Source organism: Pseudomonas sp. S5F11, from assembly GCF_019641515.1.
GTDB lineage: Bacteria > Pseudomonadota > Gammaproteobacteria > Pseudomonadales > Pseudomonadaceae > Aquipseudomonas > Aquipseudomonas rhodesiae.
Window position 1 is genome coordinate 1,056,368 of record NZ_JAIFJZ010000001.1, and the last position, 17,322, is coordinate 1,073,689.

The 17,322-nt window shown below is 60.9% G+C and carries 18 protein-coding genes; 9 read left to right on the top strand and 9 right to left on the bottom strand.

What is annotated here, in order from left to right; genetic code table 11:
* Position 1: 1 nt before the first annotated feature.
* Positions 2-211 carry a DUF2970 domain-containing protein gene (locus tag K1567_RS04610; RefSeq protein WP_034097042.1) on the top strand — a complete coding sequence of 70 codons (210 nt, stop codon included), beginning with the start codon at positions 2-4 and terminating at the stop codon, positions 209-211.
* Here the strand turns inward: K1567_RS04610 and K1567_RS04615 are convergent.
* Positions 208-1,275 carry an ABC transporter substrate-binding protein gene (locus tag K1567_RS04615; RefSeq protein ID WP_169903198.1) on the bottom strand — a complete coding sequence of 356 codons (1,068 nt, stop codon included), beginning with the start codon at positions 1,273-1,275 and terminating at the stop codon, positions 208-210. The two genes, K1567_RS04610 and K1567_RS04615, sit on opposite strands and share 4 nt — an antisense overlap.
* A gap of 423 nt (positions 1,276-1,698) precedes the next feature.
* Between K1567_RS04615 and K1567_RS04620 the strand changes: the two genes are divergently transcribed.
* Positions 1,699-3,357 carry a nitrite/sulfite reductase gene (locus tag K1567_RS04620; RefSeq protein ID WP_034113171.1) on the top strand — a complete coding sequence of 553 codons (1,659 nt, stop codon included), beginning with the start codon at positions 1,699-1,701 and terminating at the stop codon, positions 3,355-3,357.
* A complete protein-coding gene (locus K1567_RS04625) occupies positions 3,341-3,835 on the top strand; it encodes a DUF934 domain-containing protein (protein WP_034097039.1) in 495 nt (164 codons plus the stop codon). Before K1567_RS04620 ends, K1567_RS04625 begins: the two co-directional genes overlap by 17 nt.
* A gap of 41 nt (positions 3,836-3,876) precedes the next feature.
* On the opposite strand, the gene K1567_RS04630 is transcribed toward K1567_RS04625, so the two are convergent.
* Positions 3,877-4,281, bottom strand: coding sequence for a MerR family transcriptional regulator (locus tag K1567_RS04630; RefSeq protein WP_034097038.1), 405 nt, complete (start codon positions 4,279-4,281; stop codon positions 3,877-3,879).
* Positions 4,282-4,352: 71 nt separating this feature from the next.
* Between K1567_RS04630 and K1567_RS04635 the strand changes: the two genes are divergently transcribed.
* Both K1567_RS04635 and poxB read left to right on the top strand, forming a co-directional pair.
* Positions 4,353-5,585, top strand: coding sequence for an NADH:flavin oxidoreductase/NADH oxidase family protein (locus tag K1567_RS04635; protein WP_047881916.1), 1,233 nt, complete (start codon positions 4,353-4,355; stop codon positions 5,583-5,585).
* A gap of 77 nt (positions 5,586-5,662) precedes the next feature.
* The gene (gene poxB, locus K1567_RS04640) at positions 5,663-7,387 is read left to right on the top strand and encodes a ubiquinone-dependent pyruvate dehydrogenase (RefSeq protein WP_034113166.1); all 1,725 of its coding nucleotides are present in this window, start codon (positions 5,663-5,665) and stop codon (positions 7,385-7,387) included.
* Positions 7,388-7,442: 55 nt separating this feature from the next.
* Here the strand turns inward: poxB and K1567_RS04645 are convergent, their stop codons facing one another.
* Complete coding sequence (locus K1567_RS04645; RefSeq protein ID WP_034097035.1) at positions 7,443-8,000, bottom strand: NADPH-dependent FMN reductase; 558 nt, start codon at positions 7,998-8,000, stop codon at positions 7,443-7,445.
* 227 nt (positions 8,001-8,227) lie between these two features.
* On the opposite strand from K1567_RS04645, the gene K1567_RS04650 reads away from it, so the two are divergent.
* Positions 8,228-8,464 carry a hypothetical protein gene (locus K1567_RS04650; RefSeq protein WP_220698188.1) on the top strand — a complete coding sequence of 79 codons (237 nt, stop codon included), beginning with the start codon at positions 8,228-8,230 and terminating at the stop codon, positions 8,462-8,464.
* 60 nt (positions 8,465-8,524) lie between these two features.
* On the opposite strand, the gene K1567_RS04655 is transcribed toward K1567_RS04650, so the two are convergent.
* Positions 8,525-8,869 (bottom strand): hypothetical protein, encoded by a 345-nt coding sequence (locus K1567_RS04655; protein WP_220698189.1) that lies wholly within the window; start codon positions 8,867-8,869, stop codon positions 8,525-8,527.
* A 180-nt stretch (positions 8,870-9,049) separates the two neighbouring features.
* Between K1567_RS04655 and K1567_RS04660 the strand changes: the two genes are divergently transcribed.
* Positions 9,050-9,940: a LysR substrate-binding domain-containing protein gene (locus K1567_RS04660; protein WP_034113162.1), complete on the top strand. Its 891-nt coding sequence runs from the start codon at positions 9,050-9,052 to the stop codon at positions 9,938-9,940.
* On the opposite strand, the gene K1567_RS04665 is transcribed toward K1567_RS04660, so the two are convergent.
* The 5 genes from K1567_RS04665 to K1567_RS04685 form a co-directional block, all read right to left on the bottom strand.
* Positions 9,941-10,522, bottom strand: a complete 582-nt coding sequence (locus K1567_RS04665; protein WP_034097033.1) for a GNAT family N-acetyltransferase — start codon at positions 10,520-10,522, stop codon at positions 9,941-9,943. It lies immediately after the preceding gene.
* Between the two features lie 8 nt (positions 10,523-10,530).
* Positions 10,531-12,786 (bottom strand): arginine/lysine/ornithine decarboxylase, encoded by a 2,256-nt coding sequence (locus K1567_RS04670; RefSeq protein ID WP_220698190.1) that lies wholly within the window; start codon positions 12,784-12,786, stop codon positions 10,531-10,533.
* A 111-nt stretch (positions 12,787-12,897) separates the two neighbouring features.
* Entirely contained in the window at positions 12,898-13,638 is a 741-nt protein-coding gene (dnaQ, locus tag K1567_RS04675; RefSeq protein WP_167389906.1) for a DNA polymerase III subunit epsilon, read from the bottom strand.
* Positions 13,639-13,708: 70 nt separating this feature from the next.
* Positions 13,709-14,161 (bottom strand): ribonuclease HI, encoded by a 453-nt coding sequence (rnhA, locus tag K1567_RS04680; protein WP_034097030.1) that lies wholly within the window; start codon positions 14,159-14,161, stop codon positions 13,709-13,711.
* Between the two features lie 30 nt (positions 14,162-14,191).
* Positions 14,192-14,950 (bottom strand): methyltransferase domain-containing protein, encoded by a 759-nt coding sequence (locus K1567_RS04685; RefSeq protein WP_034097029.1) that lies wholly within the window; start codon positions 14,948-14,950, stop codon positions 14,192-14,194.
* Positions 14,951-15,015: 65 nt separating this feature from the next.
* Here K1567_RS04685 and gloB point away from each other — a divergent pair, with 65 nt between their 5' ends.
* Together gloB and K1567_RS04695 are read left to right on the top strand one after the other, a co-directional pair.
* The gene (gene gloB / locus K1567_RS04690) at positions 15,016-15,783 is read left to right on the top strand and encodes a hydroxyacylglutathione hydrolase (RefSeq protein WP_220698191.1); all 768 of its coding nucleotides are present in this window, start codon (positions 15,016-15,018) and stop codon (positions 15,781-15,783) included.
* A gap of 98 nt (positions 15,784-15,881) precedes the next feature.
* Complete coding sequence (locus tag K1567_RS04695) at positions 15,882-17,294, top strand: lytic transglycosylase domain-containing protein (protein ID WP_034097027.1); 1,413 nt, start codon at positions 15,882-15,884, stop codon at positions 17,292-17,294.
* Positions 17,295-17,322 lie beyond the last annotated feature (28 nt).

Sequence of the window (17,322 nt, forward strand, 5' to 3'; positions counted from 1 at the left end):
TATGGACGAGCACAAACCGCCGACCTTCTGGCAAATGCTGCACAGCGTGGTGGCCGCCGCTTTTGGCGTACAAAGCGGCAAGAACCGCGCCCGTGACTTCACCCACGGCAAGCCCAGCCACTTTGTGGTTCTGGGCATCCTGTTCACGGTGGTATTTGCGTTGACCCTGTTCGGTATCGTCAAGCTGGTGCTGCACCTGGCCGGTGTTTAACGCAGCAGCCACTGCAGGCTGAACGGGTAACGGTAGGACGCCGGTTTGCCCTGGGCGGACAGCGCACGGAAATCCACCGCAGGCAAAGGCCGCAGCAAGCGTTGCGCCTGCTGCGCATCGATCAACTGAAACAGTGCTTTCTGGCGCTCAAGCCCGCCGTGGGCGCGGATGTCGACGCCGCTGGCATCGTCATGGATCAGCACCATCGCCCATCCACCCAGGGTGAAATGCCCGGCCACCAGCGTGCTCAGTCGCCCGTCCAGGCGCGCCCGAAGGATTTGCGGTGAGCTATTGACAGCGCTGAACAGCACATCCTTGCCTGGTGTTCGTCCGCTGTTCTGAAGGGCGCGCATGGCGCCCAAAGCCATCTCGTCGTTAGCCGACCACACCAAGGCCGTGCGCGGATAACGCTTGAACAACTGCGTAGCTTGCTCAAACGCACGTTCGCGGCTCCACTCCCCGTAGACCAGCTGACGCAGGCGCACTTCGGGATGTTCGGCCAGCGCGCGGTGCAGGCCTTGCTCGCGCAACTGTGCGGCCGGGGTGTGCTGGGCGCCGGAGAAGGCCAGCAGATCGAGGGTATGTCCCGGCGCGACGGGGCCGTGCTGGCGCAGCAAGTCGATGAGCATCAAGTAGCCGGCGGTATCGTCTTCGGCTACCAGGGTGCCGATCTCATCGACATCGGTCTGAGCCTCCAGCCATTGTGCTTGACTGGCGGTCAGCGCGTTATTCACCAGCAGCAGCTTGACCCCACTGCCCTGGGCCATACGCATGATCTGCGGGGCGACGTACTGCTCGTTGACCAGCACCAGATAATCCGGGCGCTTGTCGCCTTGCAGTGCCTCACGGGCCTGCACGAGGGTGTTCTGGATTTCGCGCTCGGCATAACGCACGCGCAACTCCAGGCCCAGATCCTTGGCGGCGGCCTGCATGAATTGCGCGTAATCGACCCAGAAGGTTTCCGTCGACTTGCCAGGGTTGAGGAACACCACGGATGTGGCTTGAGCCGTCGCCGCATACGCAGAACCCAGCAAGTACACACACGCCAGCAAAACCTTCAACATGGTGATTTGAGCCTTGAAAATAAGCCGCCTAGGATAAAGGCGATGCGCCCGACAATCGAGGCTCAATCAACAGGGTTTATTGGTGGCTGACCCAGAATACCGCAGTGCCAACCACCAGGATGATCAGGAACAGAATGGCCCAGGCATCCACGGTGCTGTCGGGTTTACGGGCTTTTGTAGGATTGCTCATCGCATCGCCTCTTGTCGGTTTTATAGGTGATTGCATTAAGACTCGACGACAGTAAAGTCGATGATTGCCCGCATGACAAATATGGATATCGTGATAACCCGTCTCATTAGTCATTTTGGTTATGTGCATATACTCAAACATCACTTTTGCGCATAAACGCAAACTGGTATCGTGCGCCGGCTCCGTTGGGAGTGCGCGGCCGTGCGCGCAGATTTGCCGAGAACAGGACCTATATGTACGTATACGACGAATACGATCAGCGCATCATCGAGGACCGCGTCAAGCAGTTCCGTGATCAGACCCGACGCTATCTGGCAGGTGAACTGAGCGAAGAAGAGTTCCGCCCTCTGCGCCTGCAAAATGGCCTTTATGTTCAGCGCTTTGCGCCGATGCTCCGCGTGGCCGTGCCTTACGGCCAACTGACCTCGCGCCAGACCCGCATGATGGCCAAGATTGCCCGCGACTATGACAAAGGCTATGCCCACATCAGTACCCGCCAGAACGTTCAGTTCAACTGGCCGGCCCTGGAAGATGTGCCGGACATCCTGGCGGAACTGGCCACCGTGCAAATGCACGCGATTCAGACCAGCGGTAACTGCCTGCGCAACGTCACCACTGACCAGTTCGCCGGGGTAGCCGCCGATGAGCTGATCGACCCGCGCCCCTGGTGTGAAATCATTCGCCAGTGGACCACCTTCCACCCCGAATTCGCCTACCTGCCGCGCAAGTTCAAGATCGCCGTCAATGGCTCGACCTCGGACCGTGCCGCCATCGAAGTTCACGATATCGGCCTGGAGCCGGTGTACAACGCCGCTGGCGAGCTGGGTTTCCGCGTACTGGTGGGTGGCGGACTGGGCCGTACCCCGGTCGTCGGCGCGTTTATCAACGAGTTCCTGCCGTGGCGGGACCTGTTGAGCTACCTGGACGCCATCCTGCGCGTCTACAACCGCTACGGCCGTCGCGACAACAAGTACAAGGCCCGGATCAAGATCCTGGTCAAGGCGCTGACCCCTGAGGTGTTCGCCCAAAAGGTCGACGCCGAGATGGAACACCTGCGCGGCGGCCAGACCACCTTGACCGACGCCGAAGTGCACCGCGTCGCCAAACATTTCGTCGACCCCGAGTACAAGGCCCTGAGCGATCAGGACGCCGAACTCGCCGCCCTCGACCAGCAGCATCCTGGCTTCGCCCGCTGGCGTACCCGCAACACCCTGGCCCACAAGAAGCCAGGCTATGTAGCCGTGACCCTGTCGCTCAAGCCAACCGGCGTGGCCCCAGGCGACATCACTGACAAACAGCTGGACGCCGTTGCCGACCTGGCCGAGCGCTACAGCTTCGGCCAACTGCGCACCTCCCACGAGCAGAACATCATCCTGGCGGACGTTGAGCAGAGCCAATTGTTCACCCTGTGGGGCGAGCTACGCGAGAGCGGTTTCGCCACGCCAAACATCGGCCTGCTGACTGACATCATCTGCTGCCCGGGCGGGGATTTCTGCTCCCTGGCCAACGCCAAGTCGATCCCAATCGCCGAATCGATCCAGCGCCGTTTCGACGACCTGGACTACCTGTTCGACATCGGTGAGCTTGACCTGAACATCTCCGGCTGTATGAACGCCTGTGGTCACCACCACGTCGGCCATATCGGCATCCTGGGCGTGGACAAGAAAGGCGAAGAATTCTACCAAGTGTCCCTGGGTGGCAGCGCCAGCCGCGATGCGAGCCTGGGCAAGATCCTCGGCCCGTCCTTCGCCCAGGAAGCCATGCCTGACGTGATCGGCAAACTGATCGACGTATACATCGAACAGCGCACCGAAGATGAGCGTTTCATCGACACCTATCAGCGTATCGGCATCGACCTGTTCAAGGAGCGCGTCTATGCAGCGAATCATTAAGAACAACGAAGTCGTCGACGAAACCTGGCACCTGCTGCCCAAGGACGCGAGCTTCGACGGCATTTCCAACTGCGACGACCTGATCGTGCCATTGGCGCTGTGGCGCGAACACGGCCACGCCCTCAAGGCTCGCGACGGCGGCCTGGGCGTGTGGCTGGACGCCGATGAAGAAGCCGAAGAGATCGGCGCGGACGTGCAACACTTCCAGGTCATAGCCCTGAATTTCCCGGCCTTCACCGATGGCCGCAACTACTCCAACGCCCGCCTGCTGCGTGACCGCTACGGTTACAAGGGCGAACTGCGAGCGATTGGCGATGTACTGCGCGATCAGCTGTTCTACCTGCACCGTTGCGGCTTCGATGCCTTCGCCTTGCGCGCCGACAAAGACCCGTACGAAGCGCTGGAAAGCCTCAAGGACTTCTCGGTGACCTACCAGGCCGCCACTGACGAGCCGCTGCCGCTGTTCCGTCGCCGCTGAGTTGGCGCACATGAAAAAGCCCTGGCATGCCAGGGCTTTTTTTATCGGTTGAGGTTGATCGACGCCAGCACCTGCTTCTGCCCCATCGAACACGGCACGCCTTCCGGCTGCGCCCGTACCGCTTCGATCACCCCCAACAACTGCGTCTTGCTGTGGGCCAAATGGGCCTGCATCTCTTCGATCTGTTGCACCTTGCGTTCCAGCGCCTCGATCAACTCTTCGCGCTTGTGTTCCCCCGGCGCCGGCATCAGTGCCTTGAGCTCCTGCAAGGTAAACCCGGCCTGTTGCGCGCTCTGAATCAACTGCAAGGTCTGTAAGGCTTCCGGTGCATAGCGCCGATAGCCGTTGGCCTGACGCCCGACCTGGCTGATCAGTCCTTCGGCTTCGTAAAAACGAATGCGCGACGCGGCTAATCCACTCTGTTTTGCCAGTTCTCCGATATTCATTGCGATGCCTGCTTGACATTAAAGTTAACTTTAAGCTTAGCCTGAGGCCTCCCCCGCTCAGGAGTCAACCCATGTCACCGTTTGAACCCTTGCACCTGCCCAACGGCCAAATCATCGCCAACCGCATCGCCAAAGCTGCGATGGAAGAAAACATGGCCGATCTCAACCAAGCACCCTCCCGTGCACTCAAGCAACTGTACAAAGCCTGGGCGGACGGCGAGCCGGGCCTGCTGCTGACCGGCAACGTGATGATTGATCGCCGCGCCATGACCGGCCCTGGCGGCGTCGCGCTGGAAAACGAAGAACACCTGGACAGCTTCCGCGAGTGGGCCGATGTGGCACGGGCCAAGGGCGTGCATTTCTGGGTTCAACTCAGCCACCCGGGGCGCCAGACCATGGCCAACCTCGGCCAGCAAGCCCTGGCGCCGTCGGCCATCGCGATGGACTTGGGCAGTTTCTCGAAGATGTTCGCCACCCCTCGGGCCATGACCGAGGAGGATATCCAGGATGTGATCCAGCGCTTCGCCACCAGCGCGCGCCTGGCTGAGAAAGCCGGGTTCAGCGGCGTGCAGATCCACGGCGCACACGGTTACCTGATCAGCCAATTTCTCTCGCCTCTGAGCAACCACCGCACCGACCGCTGGGGTGGCTCCCTGGAAAACCGCGCACGCCTGCTGCTGGAAGTGATCCACGCCGTGCGCGCCAGTGTCAGCCCGTCGTTCTGCGTGGCAGTCAAGCTCAACTCGGCGGACTTCCAGCGCGGCGGTTTCGATGCAGCGGATGCGCGCGCCGTGGTGGAGATGCTCAACCCCTTGCCCATCGACTTGCTCGAATTGTCCGGCGGCAGCTATGAAGCGCCGGCCATGCAGGGCGAAGCGCGGGATGGGCGTACCCTGGCGCGCGAAGCGTACTTCCTGGAATTTGCCAAGGAACTGGCAAGCATCGCCACCATGCCGTTGATGGTGACCGGCGGCATTCGTCGCCTGCCCATCGTGCAGCAAGTGCTGGACAGCGGCATCGCCATGGCGGGCATCGCCACCGCGCTGACCCTGGAGCCGCAGCTGCTCAAGCACTGGCGCGAAGGCCGCGACCCCAACCCGCAACTCAAACCGATCCAGTGGCAGCGCAAGCCGCTTGCCGCCCTCGCCACCCTGGCCGTGGTACGCGACCAGATGCGCCGCCTGAGCCGCGGCCACCAGCCCAAGCCCAAGGTTGCACCGTGCCTGGCGCTGGTGCGTGATCAGTGGTTTATCGCTCGGCGCACTCGGCAGTACCGCGCAAGCATGACGCAATCTTCACATTAAAGGCGGAGCATTCGCCGTGATCGAACTGTCCCCTATTGATCAGCAGCTTTTAACCTCACTGACGATTGGAGTTCTTCATGGCGAAAATCAACCTGGCCCAGCAATTGGCGACCACCCTGGAACAGGCGGGCATCAAGCGCATCTGGGGTTTGACCGGTGACAGCCTCAATGGGCTGACCGACGCCTTGCGCAGCATGGACAGCATTGAGTGGATGCACGTACGTCACGAAGAAGTGGCCGCGTTCGCTGCGGGCGCCGAAGCGGCCGCCACCGGGGAGCTGACCGTATGCGCCGGCAGTTGCGGGCCGGGCAACCTGCATTTGATTAACGGTCTGTTCGACTGCCATCGCAACCACGTACCGGTGCTGGCGATTGCCGCGCAGATCCCATCGTCCGAGATCGGCCTGAATTACTTCCAGGAAACCCATCCCCAAGAGCTGTTCAAGGAATGCAGCCACTTTATCGAGCTGGTCAGCAACCCTGAGCAGATGCCCCAGGTGCTACACCGCGCCATGCGTTCGGCGATTCTCAATCGCGGCGTGGCGGTGGTGGTGATTCCGGGGGATGTGTCGCTGCTGGAAGTCGAGGACAAGCTCAAACCCTGGCCCGCCCTGCACGCGCCGCGCACCTTGCCGGCGGAGCAGGACCTGCAACGCCTGGTGGAGATCCTGCAAAGCAGCCAGAAAGTCACCCTGCTGTGCGGCAGCGGCTGCGCCGGCGCCCATGACCAAGTCGTCGCCCTGGCCGACACCCTCGGTGCGCCGGTGGTGCATGCGTTGCGCGGCAAGGAGCATGTGGAGTGGGACAACCCGTTCGACGTGGGCATGACCGGCCTGATCGGCTTCAGCTCCGGCTACCACGCCATGCTCGACTGCGACACGCTGATCATGCTCGGCACCGACTTCCCCTATCGCCAGTTCTACCCCACTGACGCTACGATCATCCAGATCGACCGCGACCCCCAGGCCCTCGGCCGACGCGCCACCCTGGACCTGGGCATCGCCGCCGACGTTAGCGAAACCCTGGACGCCCTGCTGCCGCACCTGACCCGCAAAACCGACCGCAGCTTTCTCGACACGTCGTTGAAGCACTATGCAAAAGCCCGCCAGGGTCTGGACGATCTGGCGCAGCCGTCCAAAGCCAATCGGCCGATTCACCCGCAATACGTCGCACGCCTGCTCAGCGAACTGGCGGACGACGATGCCATCTTCACCGCTGACGTCGGTTCGCCCACCGTGTGGGCCGCGCGTTACCTGAAGATGAACGGCAAGCGCCGCCTGATCGGCTCGTTCAACCACGGCTCAATGGCCAATGCCATGCCCCAGGCCATCGGCGCACAGGCAGCGTTTCCTGGACGCCAAGTGATCTCAATGTCCGGCGACGGTGGCTTTGCCATGTTGATGGGGGATTTCATTTCACTGGCGCAATTGAAGCTGCCGGTCAAAGTCATCGTGTTCGATAACGCGTCGCTGGGGTTTGTCGCCATGGAGATGAAGGCCGCCGGTTACCTGGAGGCCGGCACCGATCTCAAAAACCCGGATTTCGCCGCCATGTCCAATGCCATGGGCATTCTCGGTATTCGCGTGGAGCAATCCGAAGACCTGGAGCCGGCGTTGCGCCGTGCCCTGGCCCATGATGGCCCGGTGCTGGTGGATGTGGTCACAGCGACCCAGGAACTGGTGATGCCGCCCAGCATCAAGCTGGAACAGGCCAAAGGGTTCAGCCTGTACATGCTCAAGGCGGTGATGAGCGGGCGTGGCGATGAGGTGATCGAGTTGGCGCGCACCAACTGGCTACGATAAGCCGTATCTGTAGGGGCGTGTGGGAGCAATCCCGCACACCCCTCAGGCGCGTAATTCAGCCCCGCTGTTTTTCTACCCACTGGCCGTAGGCATCGATAAACGCCTGCAAGAATGGCTTGGTCTTTTCCGACACCTTGCCGCTGTCGTCAAACACGCTGCCCGCGCCGCCCAGGTAGGCTTCCGGCTGCTGCATGCACCACACATCCAGGAACACCAACGACTGGCGCAAATGGTGGTTGGCGCCAAACCCGCCAATCGCCCCCGGCGACACACTGATAATCGCCCCTGGCTTGCCGCTCCAGGCGCTTTTACCGTAAGGGCGCGAACCCACGTCAATCGCGTTCTTCAACGGCGCCGGCACTGAGCGGTTGTATTCGGGGGTCACGAACAGCACCGCGTCGGATGAACTCACCTGCTGACGGAAAGTGCTGTAGGCTGCCGGCGGTGAAGCACCATCGATGTCCTCGTTGTAGAGCGGCAGATCGCCGATTTCCACGATGTTCAACTTCAGATTGGCAGGGGCCAGTTCGGCCAACGCCAACGCGACTTTGCGGTTGATGGAGTCTTTTCTCAAGCTGCCAACCAGGACGGCAATCGTGTAGACCTTGCTCATTGAGGTTTCCCGACGTCTGACTAAAGGAGCTTGTAGTTATAGAGTCTTCGCCGCGCGTTCACCAGCAGGTTTTGCAGCGTTTTTATAGGTTTGTATGACGCCACACAGCGTAGGAAGCTTCTGAGAAAGCCTACGAATAGTATTTTTTTCTTATAGGTAAACTACCCCGCTCCCTGACGGTCTACACAACCGTAAATCGAGTGTTTATCTCCAGAGGTTCTAAACAGATGGCAGCAGTACTTGTCGGACAGTTCCATGCCAGAGATGCAGAAGGACGCGTGTATTCGGTGCATGAGTTCCAGGAATCCAGCCCGGCCCAAGGCGACCTGGCTGGCTCGGCGCCTACCACCACCTACAAGCTGGCCATTGGCGATCGTGTAGAAAAACTGGAAGGCGACGAATTCAAACTGATTCAATCGGGGACGATTCTGGTCCGCGAGTCGCAAACCACCCTCGCTTCTTAAGATCGCGCCGTTTCTGCCTGCTCAGTCCTGGCCATTGATGGCATTGACTGGGCTGGGCGATCACGGTCGGCGGATCTCCGTCACTTCGGCATCAGCTTCACCCTCGACCTGTTTGAGCGTGACCATCAATTGCCCTCGCTCCCCTTCGACCGCATACAGTGAACGCGTGTAACCCGGCGCGCCATAAGCCGGATACGCCTGCACCTGACGCACCAGGGCAATGCCCAGCACCGCCCCCACCTGCTCGCTCACCTGCTCCTGGGAACGGATAAAGGTTTCCAGCGCCAGACTCTGCGGCAAGGGTTCGTCGTGATTACTCAAGAGATAAGCAGCCGTGCACCCCACGGTCAGAAGCACCAGGAGTTGCTTGGCCGTTACCCCAAAAAAGCGCGAGGGGATTGGCATGTGAGACCCGACCTGTTTTTGTTGTAAGTGCCGTTGGCGGCTTTGGTCATCGATGTTCGGACGCGCCATTCTAGTGGGGTCATGGCCGAAAGCCATAGGTGTGAGCGACCCGCGCAGTCTTTTTTGCGCATCGAGGCCCGCGCCATTGAAACCCCACGGCGCTGCACATAGACTCCGGCGATGCGTTTACGTCATATCGAAGTGATTCAGGCCATTTTGCAGACCGGACACCTCGGCACGGCCGCCGAGTGGTTGCAACTCCCCGTGGGCGATGTGGACGCAACGCTCAAGGATGCCGAGCATCAACTGGGCTTCATGTTGTTTGCCAGCGTGCGCGGGCGCCTACAGGCCACGCGCGAAACCCTGGAGTTGCAAGCCGACATCGCCTTGCTCTACGAAGCCCTGGAGCCGGTGCAACGCCTGGCCAGCCGCCTCAAACTCCATCACGCACCCACCCTGCGCGCCCTGTGCACTCCGCCCCTGGCCAATCAACTACTGCCGCAAAGCATTGCCGCATTGCGCCGGCGTTTTCAGGACACGCCGTGCAATCTGTCCAGCCAGCCGACGCGGGAGATCGTCAAAAGCCTGTTGCTGCGCGAGGCCGAAGTCGGCCTGAGCCTGCACGACCCCGAGCACCCGCAGATCCAATGCAATGTGCTGGCCCAAGGCAAGCTGCAACTGCTCGCGCCCCATGGCTGGCTCAAGCCCAAACAGAAGTACATCGCACTGCAGGAACTGGCCGGCCAGTCAATGATTGGCCTTGAAGGGCAAGACCCGCTCAGTCGTCTGCTGGACGCCAAGCTGCAAGCCCTGCGCCCGTTGCCGGTGGTGCAGACGCGGGTCCAGACCTATCAGATGATGCGCAGCATGGTTGAGGCGGGTGAAGGCTTGGCGATCGTCGATCCATTCACCGCATATGGCGCTCGGGAGGCCGGACTGGATGCCTGCCCGGTGTCGCCGCCGATCATGGTCAGTCTGTATGCGCTGACGCTCAAGGACGCCACGCCCTCCCCGGCCTTGAATGCGTTGCTGGAGATCGTCACGCACAAGGCGCAAGCCCTGCTGGGCTGACTAAGCCTTGTCGACTTCGCTTTTGAACAGCCGATACCAGAAAATCGCCACTTCGCGGGTCTGCGGGTCGATGCCGCGATAGCGCAGGTGGTCGATCCCGCCCATCACATAGCCGCAGCGCTCATACAGGCGGCACGCGCCGAGGTTGTTGTTCTGGGTTTCCAGCACCATGCCCGGCAGGCTTTTCTTGCGGCTCCAGAACTGCGCCACATCCAGGAGCGCCTTGGCCACCCCGTGCCGGCGTGCTTGCAGCGCCACCGCCAGCTCGTCGACATGGGCAAAGCCGTTCCAATTGGTGCTGACGACGATGTGCCCCACCGGCTCGTCATCCAGGTAGGCCATAAAGATGGCGCTGTCGGGGGCGTCGCGGAAACTGGCGAACTCCTCCGGGTCGATGCCATAGCACTTGCGGTACGGCAGGATGCGCTCCACCGGCCATTGATCGACCCGCTTACCCATCTGCGGCACGCCATAGCCACTGACTTCGAAGCTGAAATCATTGCCCCAGACATAAGCGTCAAAGCCTGCATCGGCGACCCGCACACTGAGCCCTGGATACTTCGGGTTCGTTACAGCTTGCATAGACATCCTTAACCTTTGATGCAATCGACGGTGTAACAACGACCACTGCCGCCGTCTTCGTGTTGTAACCCGTGAACATCCGCGACAAACCCAGGGAAACTGCTATCGAACGTGCGGGCAAATGCCAGGTAGTCGATGATCGACCGGGTGGACTCGGTAAAGCGTTCGCCCGGCATGATCAATGGGATGCCCGGCGGGTACGGCACCAGCATCACCGCTGCGACGCGCCCTGGCAAGGCATCGATGGAAACGGCCTCGACTTCGCCCCGGACCAACTGGTCGTAGGCGTCGGCTGGTTTCATGGCGATCTCCGGCAACACCGTGTACATGCGCTTGAGATGCTTGGCCGTGGCGTTGCTGCGGTAGCAACTGTGCAATTGGTTGCAGAGGTCGCGCAACCCCAGCCCCTGATAACGCACCGGCCCCTGGGCAAATACCGAGGGCAGACAACTGGCCAGGCTGACATTGGCGTCGTAGTTGCGTTTGAACTCCAGCAACTCGGTGAGCAAGGTACTCCATTTGCCTTTGGTGATGCCCATGGAAAACAGCACGAGGAAGGAATACAGCCCGGTCTTTTCCACTACCAGCCCACGCTCCCAGAGGAATTTGCTGACCACTGCGGCGGGAATCCCGCAATCGCTCAACGCACCGCCGGCCGTGAGACCGGGCATGACCAAGGTGACTTTGATCGGATCGAGCAATACGTAGTCTTCGGCCACGTCGCCGAAGCCATGCCAGTCATCTTCGGGATGCAACAGCCAATCCGCCGTGGCAACACGGTCGATGCCGGCCACCGAGGGCGGTTGCCAGATGGAAAACCACCAATCCTCGGCCGGCAGATGCTGACGCAGATTGGCCAGGGCGCGGCGGAAACTCAGGGCCTCATCGAACATCTCCTGCAACAGCGAGCGGCCGGCCGGGCCTTCCATCATGGCCGAGGCGACATCCAGCGAGGCGATGATGCTGTATTGCGGTGAGGTGGAGATATGCATCATGAACGCTTCGTTGAACCGATCGCGGTCCAACTGGCGCGCGCCGCCGTCCTGCACATGGATCATCAACGCCTGGCTGAAGGCCGCCAGCAGCTTGTGGGTGGAATGGGTGGTGAACACCAGCGGGCTGTCTACGGTGCGCGAGGTGCCCATGCCGTAACGTCCGGCGAAGAACTCGTGAAACGCCGCATAGGCGTACCAGGCTTCATCGAAATGCAGCACCTCGACGCTGCTGCCCAGTTGCTGCTTGATCAGTTCGGCGTTGTAACACAGGCCGTCGTAAGTGGAATTGGTCACCACCGCCAACTTCACCTTGGGTGGCCGACCTCGGGTCAAGGGGCTGGCATCGATCTTGGCGCGGATCGACTCGGGGCTGAACTCGCTGAGCGGGATGGGGCCGATGATCCCCAGCTCATTGCGCTCCGGGCACAGGTACAGGGGAATGGCGCCGGTCATGATGATCGAATGCAGTACCGATTTATGGCAATTGCGATCCACCAGCACCAGATCATCGCGACCGACCATGGAATGCCAGACGATCTTGTTGGCGGTGGAGGTGCCGTTGATCACGAAAAAGGTATGGTCGGCGCCGAAATTGCGCGCAGCACGGGCCTCGGCTTCGGCCAGAGGGCCGGTGTGGTCCAGTAACGACCCGAGTTCGGGCACCGAGACCGACAAGTCCGAGCGCAGGGTGTTTTCCCCGAAAAATTGATGGAACGCCTGCCCCACCGGGCTTTTGCGATAGGCCACGCCGCCGCCGTGGCCGGGGGTGTGCCAGGAATAATTGGAGTCGGCGGTGTGCTGCACCAGCGCCTTGAAAAACGGCGGCAACAAGCCATCCAGGTAGGTGCGCGCCGCACGGGCCACTTGCCGGGCCAGGAACGGCACGGTGTCTTCGAACAGATAGAGAATGCCACGCAATTGGTTGAGTTCGCTCATGGCATCGGCCGGGGCGTTCTCCAGAGTGACCTGCTCACCCAAGGCAAAGATCGGCAAGTTCGGCGCACGCAGCCTGGCCAGACGGATCAGCTCCACCATGTTTTGCAGCAGATGGGTGTTTTCACCGGCACCTTCGGCGGCGATCAGCATGCACGCCAGCCCGTGATGGGTAGACGCCACCAGCCGACCTTCGGCGTAGTCCACGGCGGAGAAGATACTGAAGCCCTCTTGTTCCAACTCCTGGGCAATCCCCCTTACCCGGTCACCGGCAACGGTGTCGGCCTTGATGTCGCGGTGCACGATAAGGACGGGGAATTTCAGGTCTTTGTACATGAGAGCTTGTAGTCCTGAGGGCTATGCACTCAAGGGTAGAAGCTGGGAGCGGATGTGGCGAATGAAGATTTTGACGGCCAGCGATGGAAGGGAGCGAGGCCCCCTTGCGCATTACTGTTGGGTCAGTTGGGTCCACAACGCCGGCGCCCCGGCCGACTTGGCAATGGCTTCCAGGCGTGCCGCGTGCTCTGCCAGGTCCTGCTCGCTGGCGCGAATGATAGTGGTGGGCTTGCGGTCGGCTGGCAGGCGGCGAATCTCCGAAGGGCGGTTGCCTGAACCTTCGGCCGAGCCGGCGCCATCGGACGCGTTACCGGCAAGGGACAGGCTGGTCTGCCCGCCGGTCATGGTCAGGTAAACGTCGGCGAGGATTTCCGAGTCGAGCAAGGCGCCGTGGAGTTCACGGCCGGAGTTGTCGACGCCATAGCGTTTGCACAGGGCATCCAGGCTGTTGCGCTGCCCCGGATGCCGTTCACGGGCCATCATCAGGGTGTCGAGGATCGAACAGTGCTGGGAGATGTCAGCGCGGTCGGTCTGCCCCATCAGGGCGAACTCGTTATTGATGAAGCCTACGTCGAACGCCGCGTTATGGATGATCAACTGGGCGCCGTTGATGAATTCGAAAAATTCATCGGCCACCTCGGCAAAACGCGGTTTGCCTTTGAGGAATTCGTCGGTGATGCCGTGAACGGCAATCGCGCCTTCGTCGCTGTCGCGATCCGGTTGCAGGTAGACGTGAAAATGACGACCGGTAAGGCGGCGCCCCATCAGTTCGACGCAGCCGATTTCAATGATCCGGTGGCCGTCGGTCACCGGCATGCCGGTGGTTTCGGTATCGAGTACAACAGATCGAATGGCCATCAGGGTTCAGCTCTCAACGGTGTGGGGTGGTTCAAAGCGCGCGATATTAACATGTCGACCGGCATCAGCCCTGTTTGTAGCCACGCACTTCATCGACCCCCCGGTTGGCCAGTTGATCGGCGCGTTCGTTACCGGGATGGCCGATGTGCCCGCGCACCCATTTCCAGGTGATGTCATGGCGATTGCATTGCTCATCGAGCAATTGCCACAAGTCGGCATTTTTTACCGGCTCCTTAGCGGCGGTTTTCCAACCGCGCTTCTTCCAGTTGACCATCCACTCGTTGATGCCCTTCATCACGTACTGCGAGTCGGTCACCAGCAACACGTTGCAGCGACGCTTGAGTTCTTCGAGGCCACGAATGGCGCCCATCAGTTCCATGCGGTTGTTGGTGGTGTTGGCTTCGCCGCCCCACAATTCCTTCTCGACACCCTTGCAAACCAGTAAGGCGCCCCAGCCGCCTGGGCCGGGATTGCCTTTGCAGGCGCCATCGGTGAAGAGTTCTACGCTATCGGTCATCGGTTGCTCGGTCTGAAATCAAAAGAAGTTTTACGATTGGCTTTGCTTGCGGTTGACCTTGGCCATCGGCATTGGCACCAGCTTGCCTAGGGGTTCGCGTCGCGCCTGGCGTACCGGTCGCAACCCGACCGCGATCTTGCGCGCCACCAATAAATAGAAGCCGCCGCCCGACAACTGCCAGGCACCCGCCCTGCGCTCCCAGCCCGCCAGGCGAGCCTGCCACTTGGCCGAGGCAAGCGGCGGACGATAGCACCCGAAGCGGCGTTTCTCCAGCGCGAAGCCCAGCAGGTTGAGCCAGTCCCCCACCCGCGAGGGGGAGATGCAGCGCGCCTGGCGCAGGGCATCGTGAGCGAACACATGGCGCAGGCCCCAACTGCTCCAGGGGTTGATGCCGACAATCAGCAGATGCCCGCCAGGGCGGACGCTGCTCGCCGCTTCGCGCAGCAACCCATGGGGTGACAGGCAGAAATCCAGGCCATGCTGCAACACCACCACATCGGCGGCGTGCTCGCTCAACGGCCAGGCTTGTTCCTCGCAGACAATTTCCACGCCCGGCAATGGCGCGCCAAGACGCACATTGCGCTGCACCTGCGGCGCGGCGGGCGGTGTTTGGGCCGAGGGGCCGTAATGCACCAGATAACCACCGAAAAACCGGCCCAACTCGTCTTCGAGCATGCGCCGTTCTTCATCCAGCAAAAATTGCCCGACCGGTCCGGACAACCATTCACGGGCCGCGCTGATCAGAGCCAGCCACTCAGGATCGGCCTGGGCGAACGCTTTATCAGTCATTGCATTCTCCAACTTGCCTAGACGTTCTAAGATGCACCAATGTGTTCAGCTTGGCGAATCGAAGAATGATACAGATCAGTGCCCTGCCCGCCTTCACCGATAACTACATCTGGTTGTTACAAGACCCCGGCACCCAGCGCTGCGCGGTGGTCGACCCCGGCGATGCCGCGCCGGTACTGGCTTGGTTGCAGCAGCATCCAGGTTGGTCCCTCACCGATATCCTCATCACTCACCACCACCACGACCATGTCGGCGGTGTCGAGCGTTTGAAAAGTGCAACAGAGGCCACCGTCTACGGCCCGGCCGATGAAAACATCCCGGCGCGGGATGTGGCTTTGCGCGACAACGACCGCGTCAGCGTGCTGGGCTGGGATTTCGACGTATATACCGTACCCGGCCATACCCTCGGCCATATCGCCTACTACCATGAGGGCGTGCTGTTCTGTGGCGATACCCTGTTTGCCGCCGGTTGCGGGCGCCTGTTCGAAGGCACCCCCGAGCAGATGCACGCCTCGCTGCAACGCCTGGCCGCCTTGCCCGACGACACGCAGGTGTACTGCACTCATGAGTACACCCAGAGCAACCTCAAGTTTGCCGCGGCGGTGGAGCCGGATAACACCGATATTGCCGAACGAGTGGAGCATGTGCGCCAGCTACGGTCTCGCGATGAAATGACGCTGCCTTCCAATCTAGCCCTGGAAAAGCGCACCAACCCCTTTTTGCGCACCGCTGAAACATCCGTTAAACAAAAAGCGGACGAACGGAGCGGACGCGACAACCGCTCTGGGGCCGAGGTGTTTGCCAGCTTGAGGGCATGGAAAGATAAGTTCTAAGTCGATGCAATCTGATACGCAATTTCTGAATGGTTGACCGGAACCTAAGTGCTTTCTAGAATCGCCCGACATTTTTGCCCGGAACTTACTTCCAGCCAATGTCGTCATCTATTCGTAAATCCAACCATTCAGACGCATTGACCCGCCTGGCTCAAGCTGTGGCGGTGGCCGTGTCCGCCACACTGGCGGGCTGCCAATCGACGAATTTCGCCGCACAATCCACCGTGCAACCCAAACCCAATCTTGCCGCCAAAATCAAACAGAAACCTATCTGGCTCTCCGAGAAGCCCAGCCCTGAAGTACCCCAGGACGTCTGGGAGCGCATGCGCCGAGGCTTCCAATTGCAGGAGGGTGTAGGCGTCAACCCGCGCATCGAGCAACAGCGTCTGTGGTTCGCGAGCAACCCTTCCTTTCTCGAAAACGCCGGTGAGCGCGGCAGCCTCTACATTCATTACATTGTCGAACGTCTTGAAGAACGCAACATGCCCCTGGAGCTGGCACTGCTGCCAGTGATCGAAAGTGCCTACAACCCAATGGCCTATTCGCGCAGTGACGCGGTCGGCCTGTGGCAGTTCATCCCCTCCACCGGGCGCTACTTCAACCTGCGCCAAACCCGCGCCTACGACGGCCGTCGCGACATCACCGCCTCCACCACCGCCGCCTTGGACTACCTGACCCGTCTGCACGACATGTTCAACGGCGATTGGCTGCTGGCCCTTGCCGCGTATAACGCCGGCGAAGGCACCGTCAGCCGCGCCATCGAACGCAACGAAAAGCTCGGCCTGCCAACCGATTACTGGAACCTGCCGCTGCCCCAGGAAACCAAGGACTACGTGCCCAAGTTCCTGGCGCTGTCCCAAGTGGTGCTGGCGCCCGAAGCCTACGGCGTCAACCTGAACCCGATTGCCAACACGCCGTACTTCGAAGTGGTTGAAGTCAAGCAAAGCATGGACCTGTCCCGGGTCGCCGCGCTGGCTGAAATCGACGAAGACGAGCTGTTCCAGCTCAACCCGGCGTTGAAACAACGAACCACCCTGGACGGGCCGCAGCATTTGCTGGTGCCCAGTTCCAAGGCGCAACTGCTCACCAGCACCCTGTCGACGATGAAGCCTGAAGAATTGCTGGCGATGCGTCCGAAAAAACAGGTATTCGACGAAGTCGAGACCGCGCGGGTGGCCGGCCGCACCCGCACCTATAAAGTGCGCAGTGGCGATAACCTGACGCTGATCGCCAAAGCCAATAAAGTCGATGTGCACGACCTGCAGCGCTGGAACCAGCTCAACGGCCAGGCCCTAAAAGTCGGCCAGACCCTGGTGATGCAGGACACCCGCAAGGTGGTGGCCAAGGCCGACAGCAAGAAACCGGTGCAGTACAAGGTCAAGAAAGGTGATTCGCTGTACATCGTCGCCAAGCGCTTCAACGTCGAGATGCAGCATCTCAAGCGCTGGAACCCGCGCACCGGCCAGGCACTGAAGCCAGGGCAAATGCTGGTGGTGTCTGGGCCGCGCTAACGCCTGAAGAACGCCGCAGAAACCATGT

Bases quoted from the DNA above. Each gene is read 5' to 3' on its own strand.
- K1567_RS04635 (WP_047881916.1), top strand. From the start codon at position 4,353: ATGTCACCGTTTGAACCCTTGCACCTGCCCAACGGCCAAATCATCGCC.
- gloB (WP_220698191.1), top strand. From the start codon at position 15,016: ATGATACAGATCAGTGCCCTGCCCGCCTTCACCGATAACTACATCTGG.
- K1567_RS04620 (WP_034113171.1), top strand. From the start codon at position 1,699: ATGTACGTATACGACGAATACGATCAGCGCATCATCGAGGACCGCGTC.
- K1567_RS04630 (WP_034097038.1), bottom strand. From the start codon at position 4,281: ATGAATATCGGAGAACTGGCAAAACAGAGTGGATTAGCCGCGTCGCGC.
- K1567_RS04660 (WP_034113162.1), top strand. From the start codon at position 9,050: ATGCGTTTACGTCATATCGAAGTGATTCAGGCCATTTTGCAGACCGGA.
- rnhA (WP_034097030.1), bottom strand. From the start codon at position 14,161: ATGACCGATAGCGTAGAACTCTTCACCGATGGCGCCTGCAAAGGCAAT.
- K1567_RS04685 (WP_034097029.1), bottom strand. From the start codon at position 14,950: ATGACTGATAAAGCGTTCGCCCAGGCCGATCCTGAGTGGCTGGCTCTG.
- K1567_RS04650 (WP_220698188.1), top strand. From the start codon at position 8,228: ATGGCAGCAGTACTTGTCGGACAGTTCCATGCCAGAGATGCAGAAGGA.
- K1567_RS04625 (WP_034097039.1), top strand. From the start codon at position 3,341: ATGCAGCGAATCATTAAGAACAACGAAGTCGTCGACGAAACCTGGCAC.
- poxB (WP_034113166.1), top strand. From the start codon at position 5,663: ATGGCGAAAATCAACCTGGCCCAGCAATTGGCGACCACCCTGGAACAG.
- K1567_RS04695 (WP_034097027.1), top strand. From the start codon at position 15,882: ATGTCGTCATCTATTCGTAAATCCAACCATTCAGACGCATTGACCCGC.
- K1567_RS04655 (WP_220698189.1), bottom strand. From the start codon at position 8,869: ATGCCAATCCCCTCGCGCTTTTTTGGGGTAACGGCCAAGCAACTCCTG.
- K1567_RS04615 (WP_169903198.1), bottom strand. From the start codon at position 1,275: ATGTTGAAGGTTTTGCTGGCGTGTGTGTACTTGCTGGGTTCTGCGTAT.
- K1567_RS04670 (WP_220698190.1), bottom strand. From the start codon at position 12,786: ATGTACAAAGACCTGAAATTCCCCGTCCTTATCGTGCACCGCGACATC.
- K1567_RS04610 (WP_034097042.1), top strand. From the start codon at position 2: ATGGACGAGCACAAACCGCCGACCTTCTGGCAAATGCTGCACAGCGTG.
- K1567_RS04645 (WP_034097035.1), bottom strand. From the start codon at position 8,000: ATGAGCAAGGTCTACACGATTGCCGTCCTGGTTGGCAGCTTGAGAAAA.
- K1567_RS04665 (WP_034097033.1), bottom strand. From the start codon at position 10,522: ATGCAAGCTGTAACGAACCCGAAGTATCCAGGGCTCAGTGTGCGGGTC.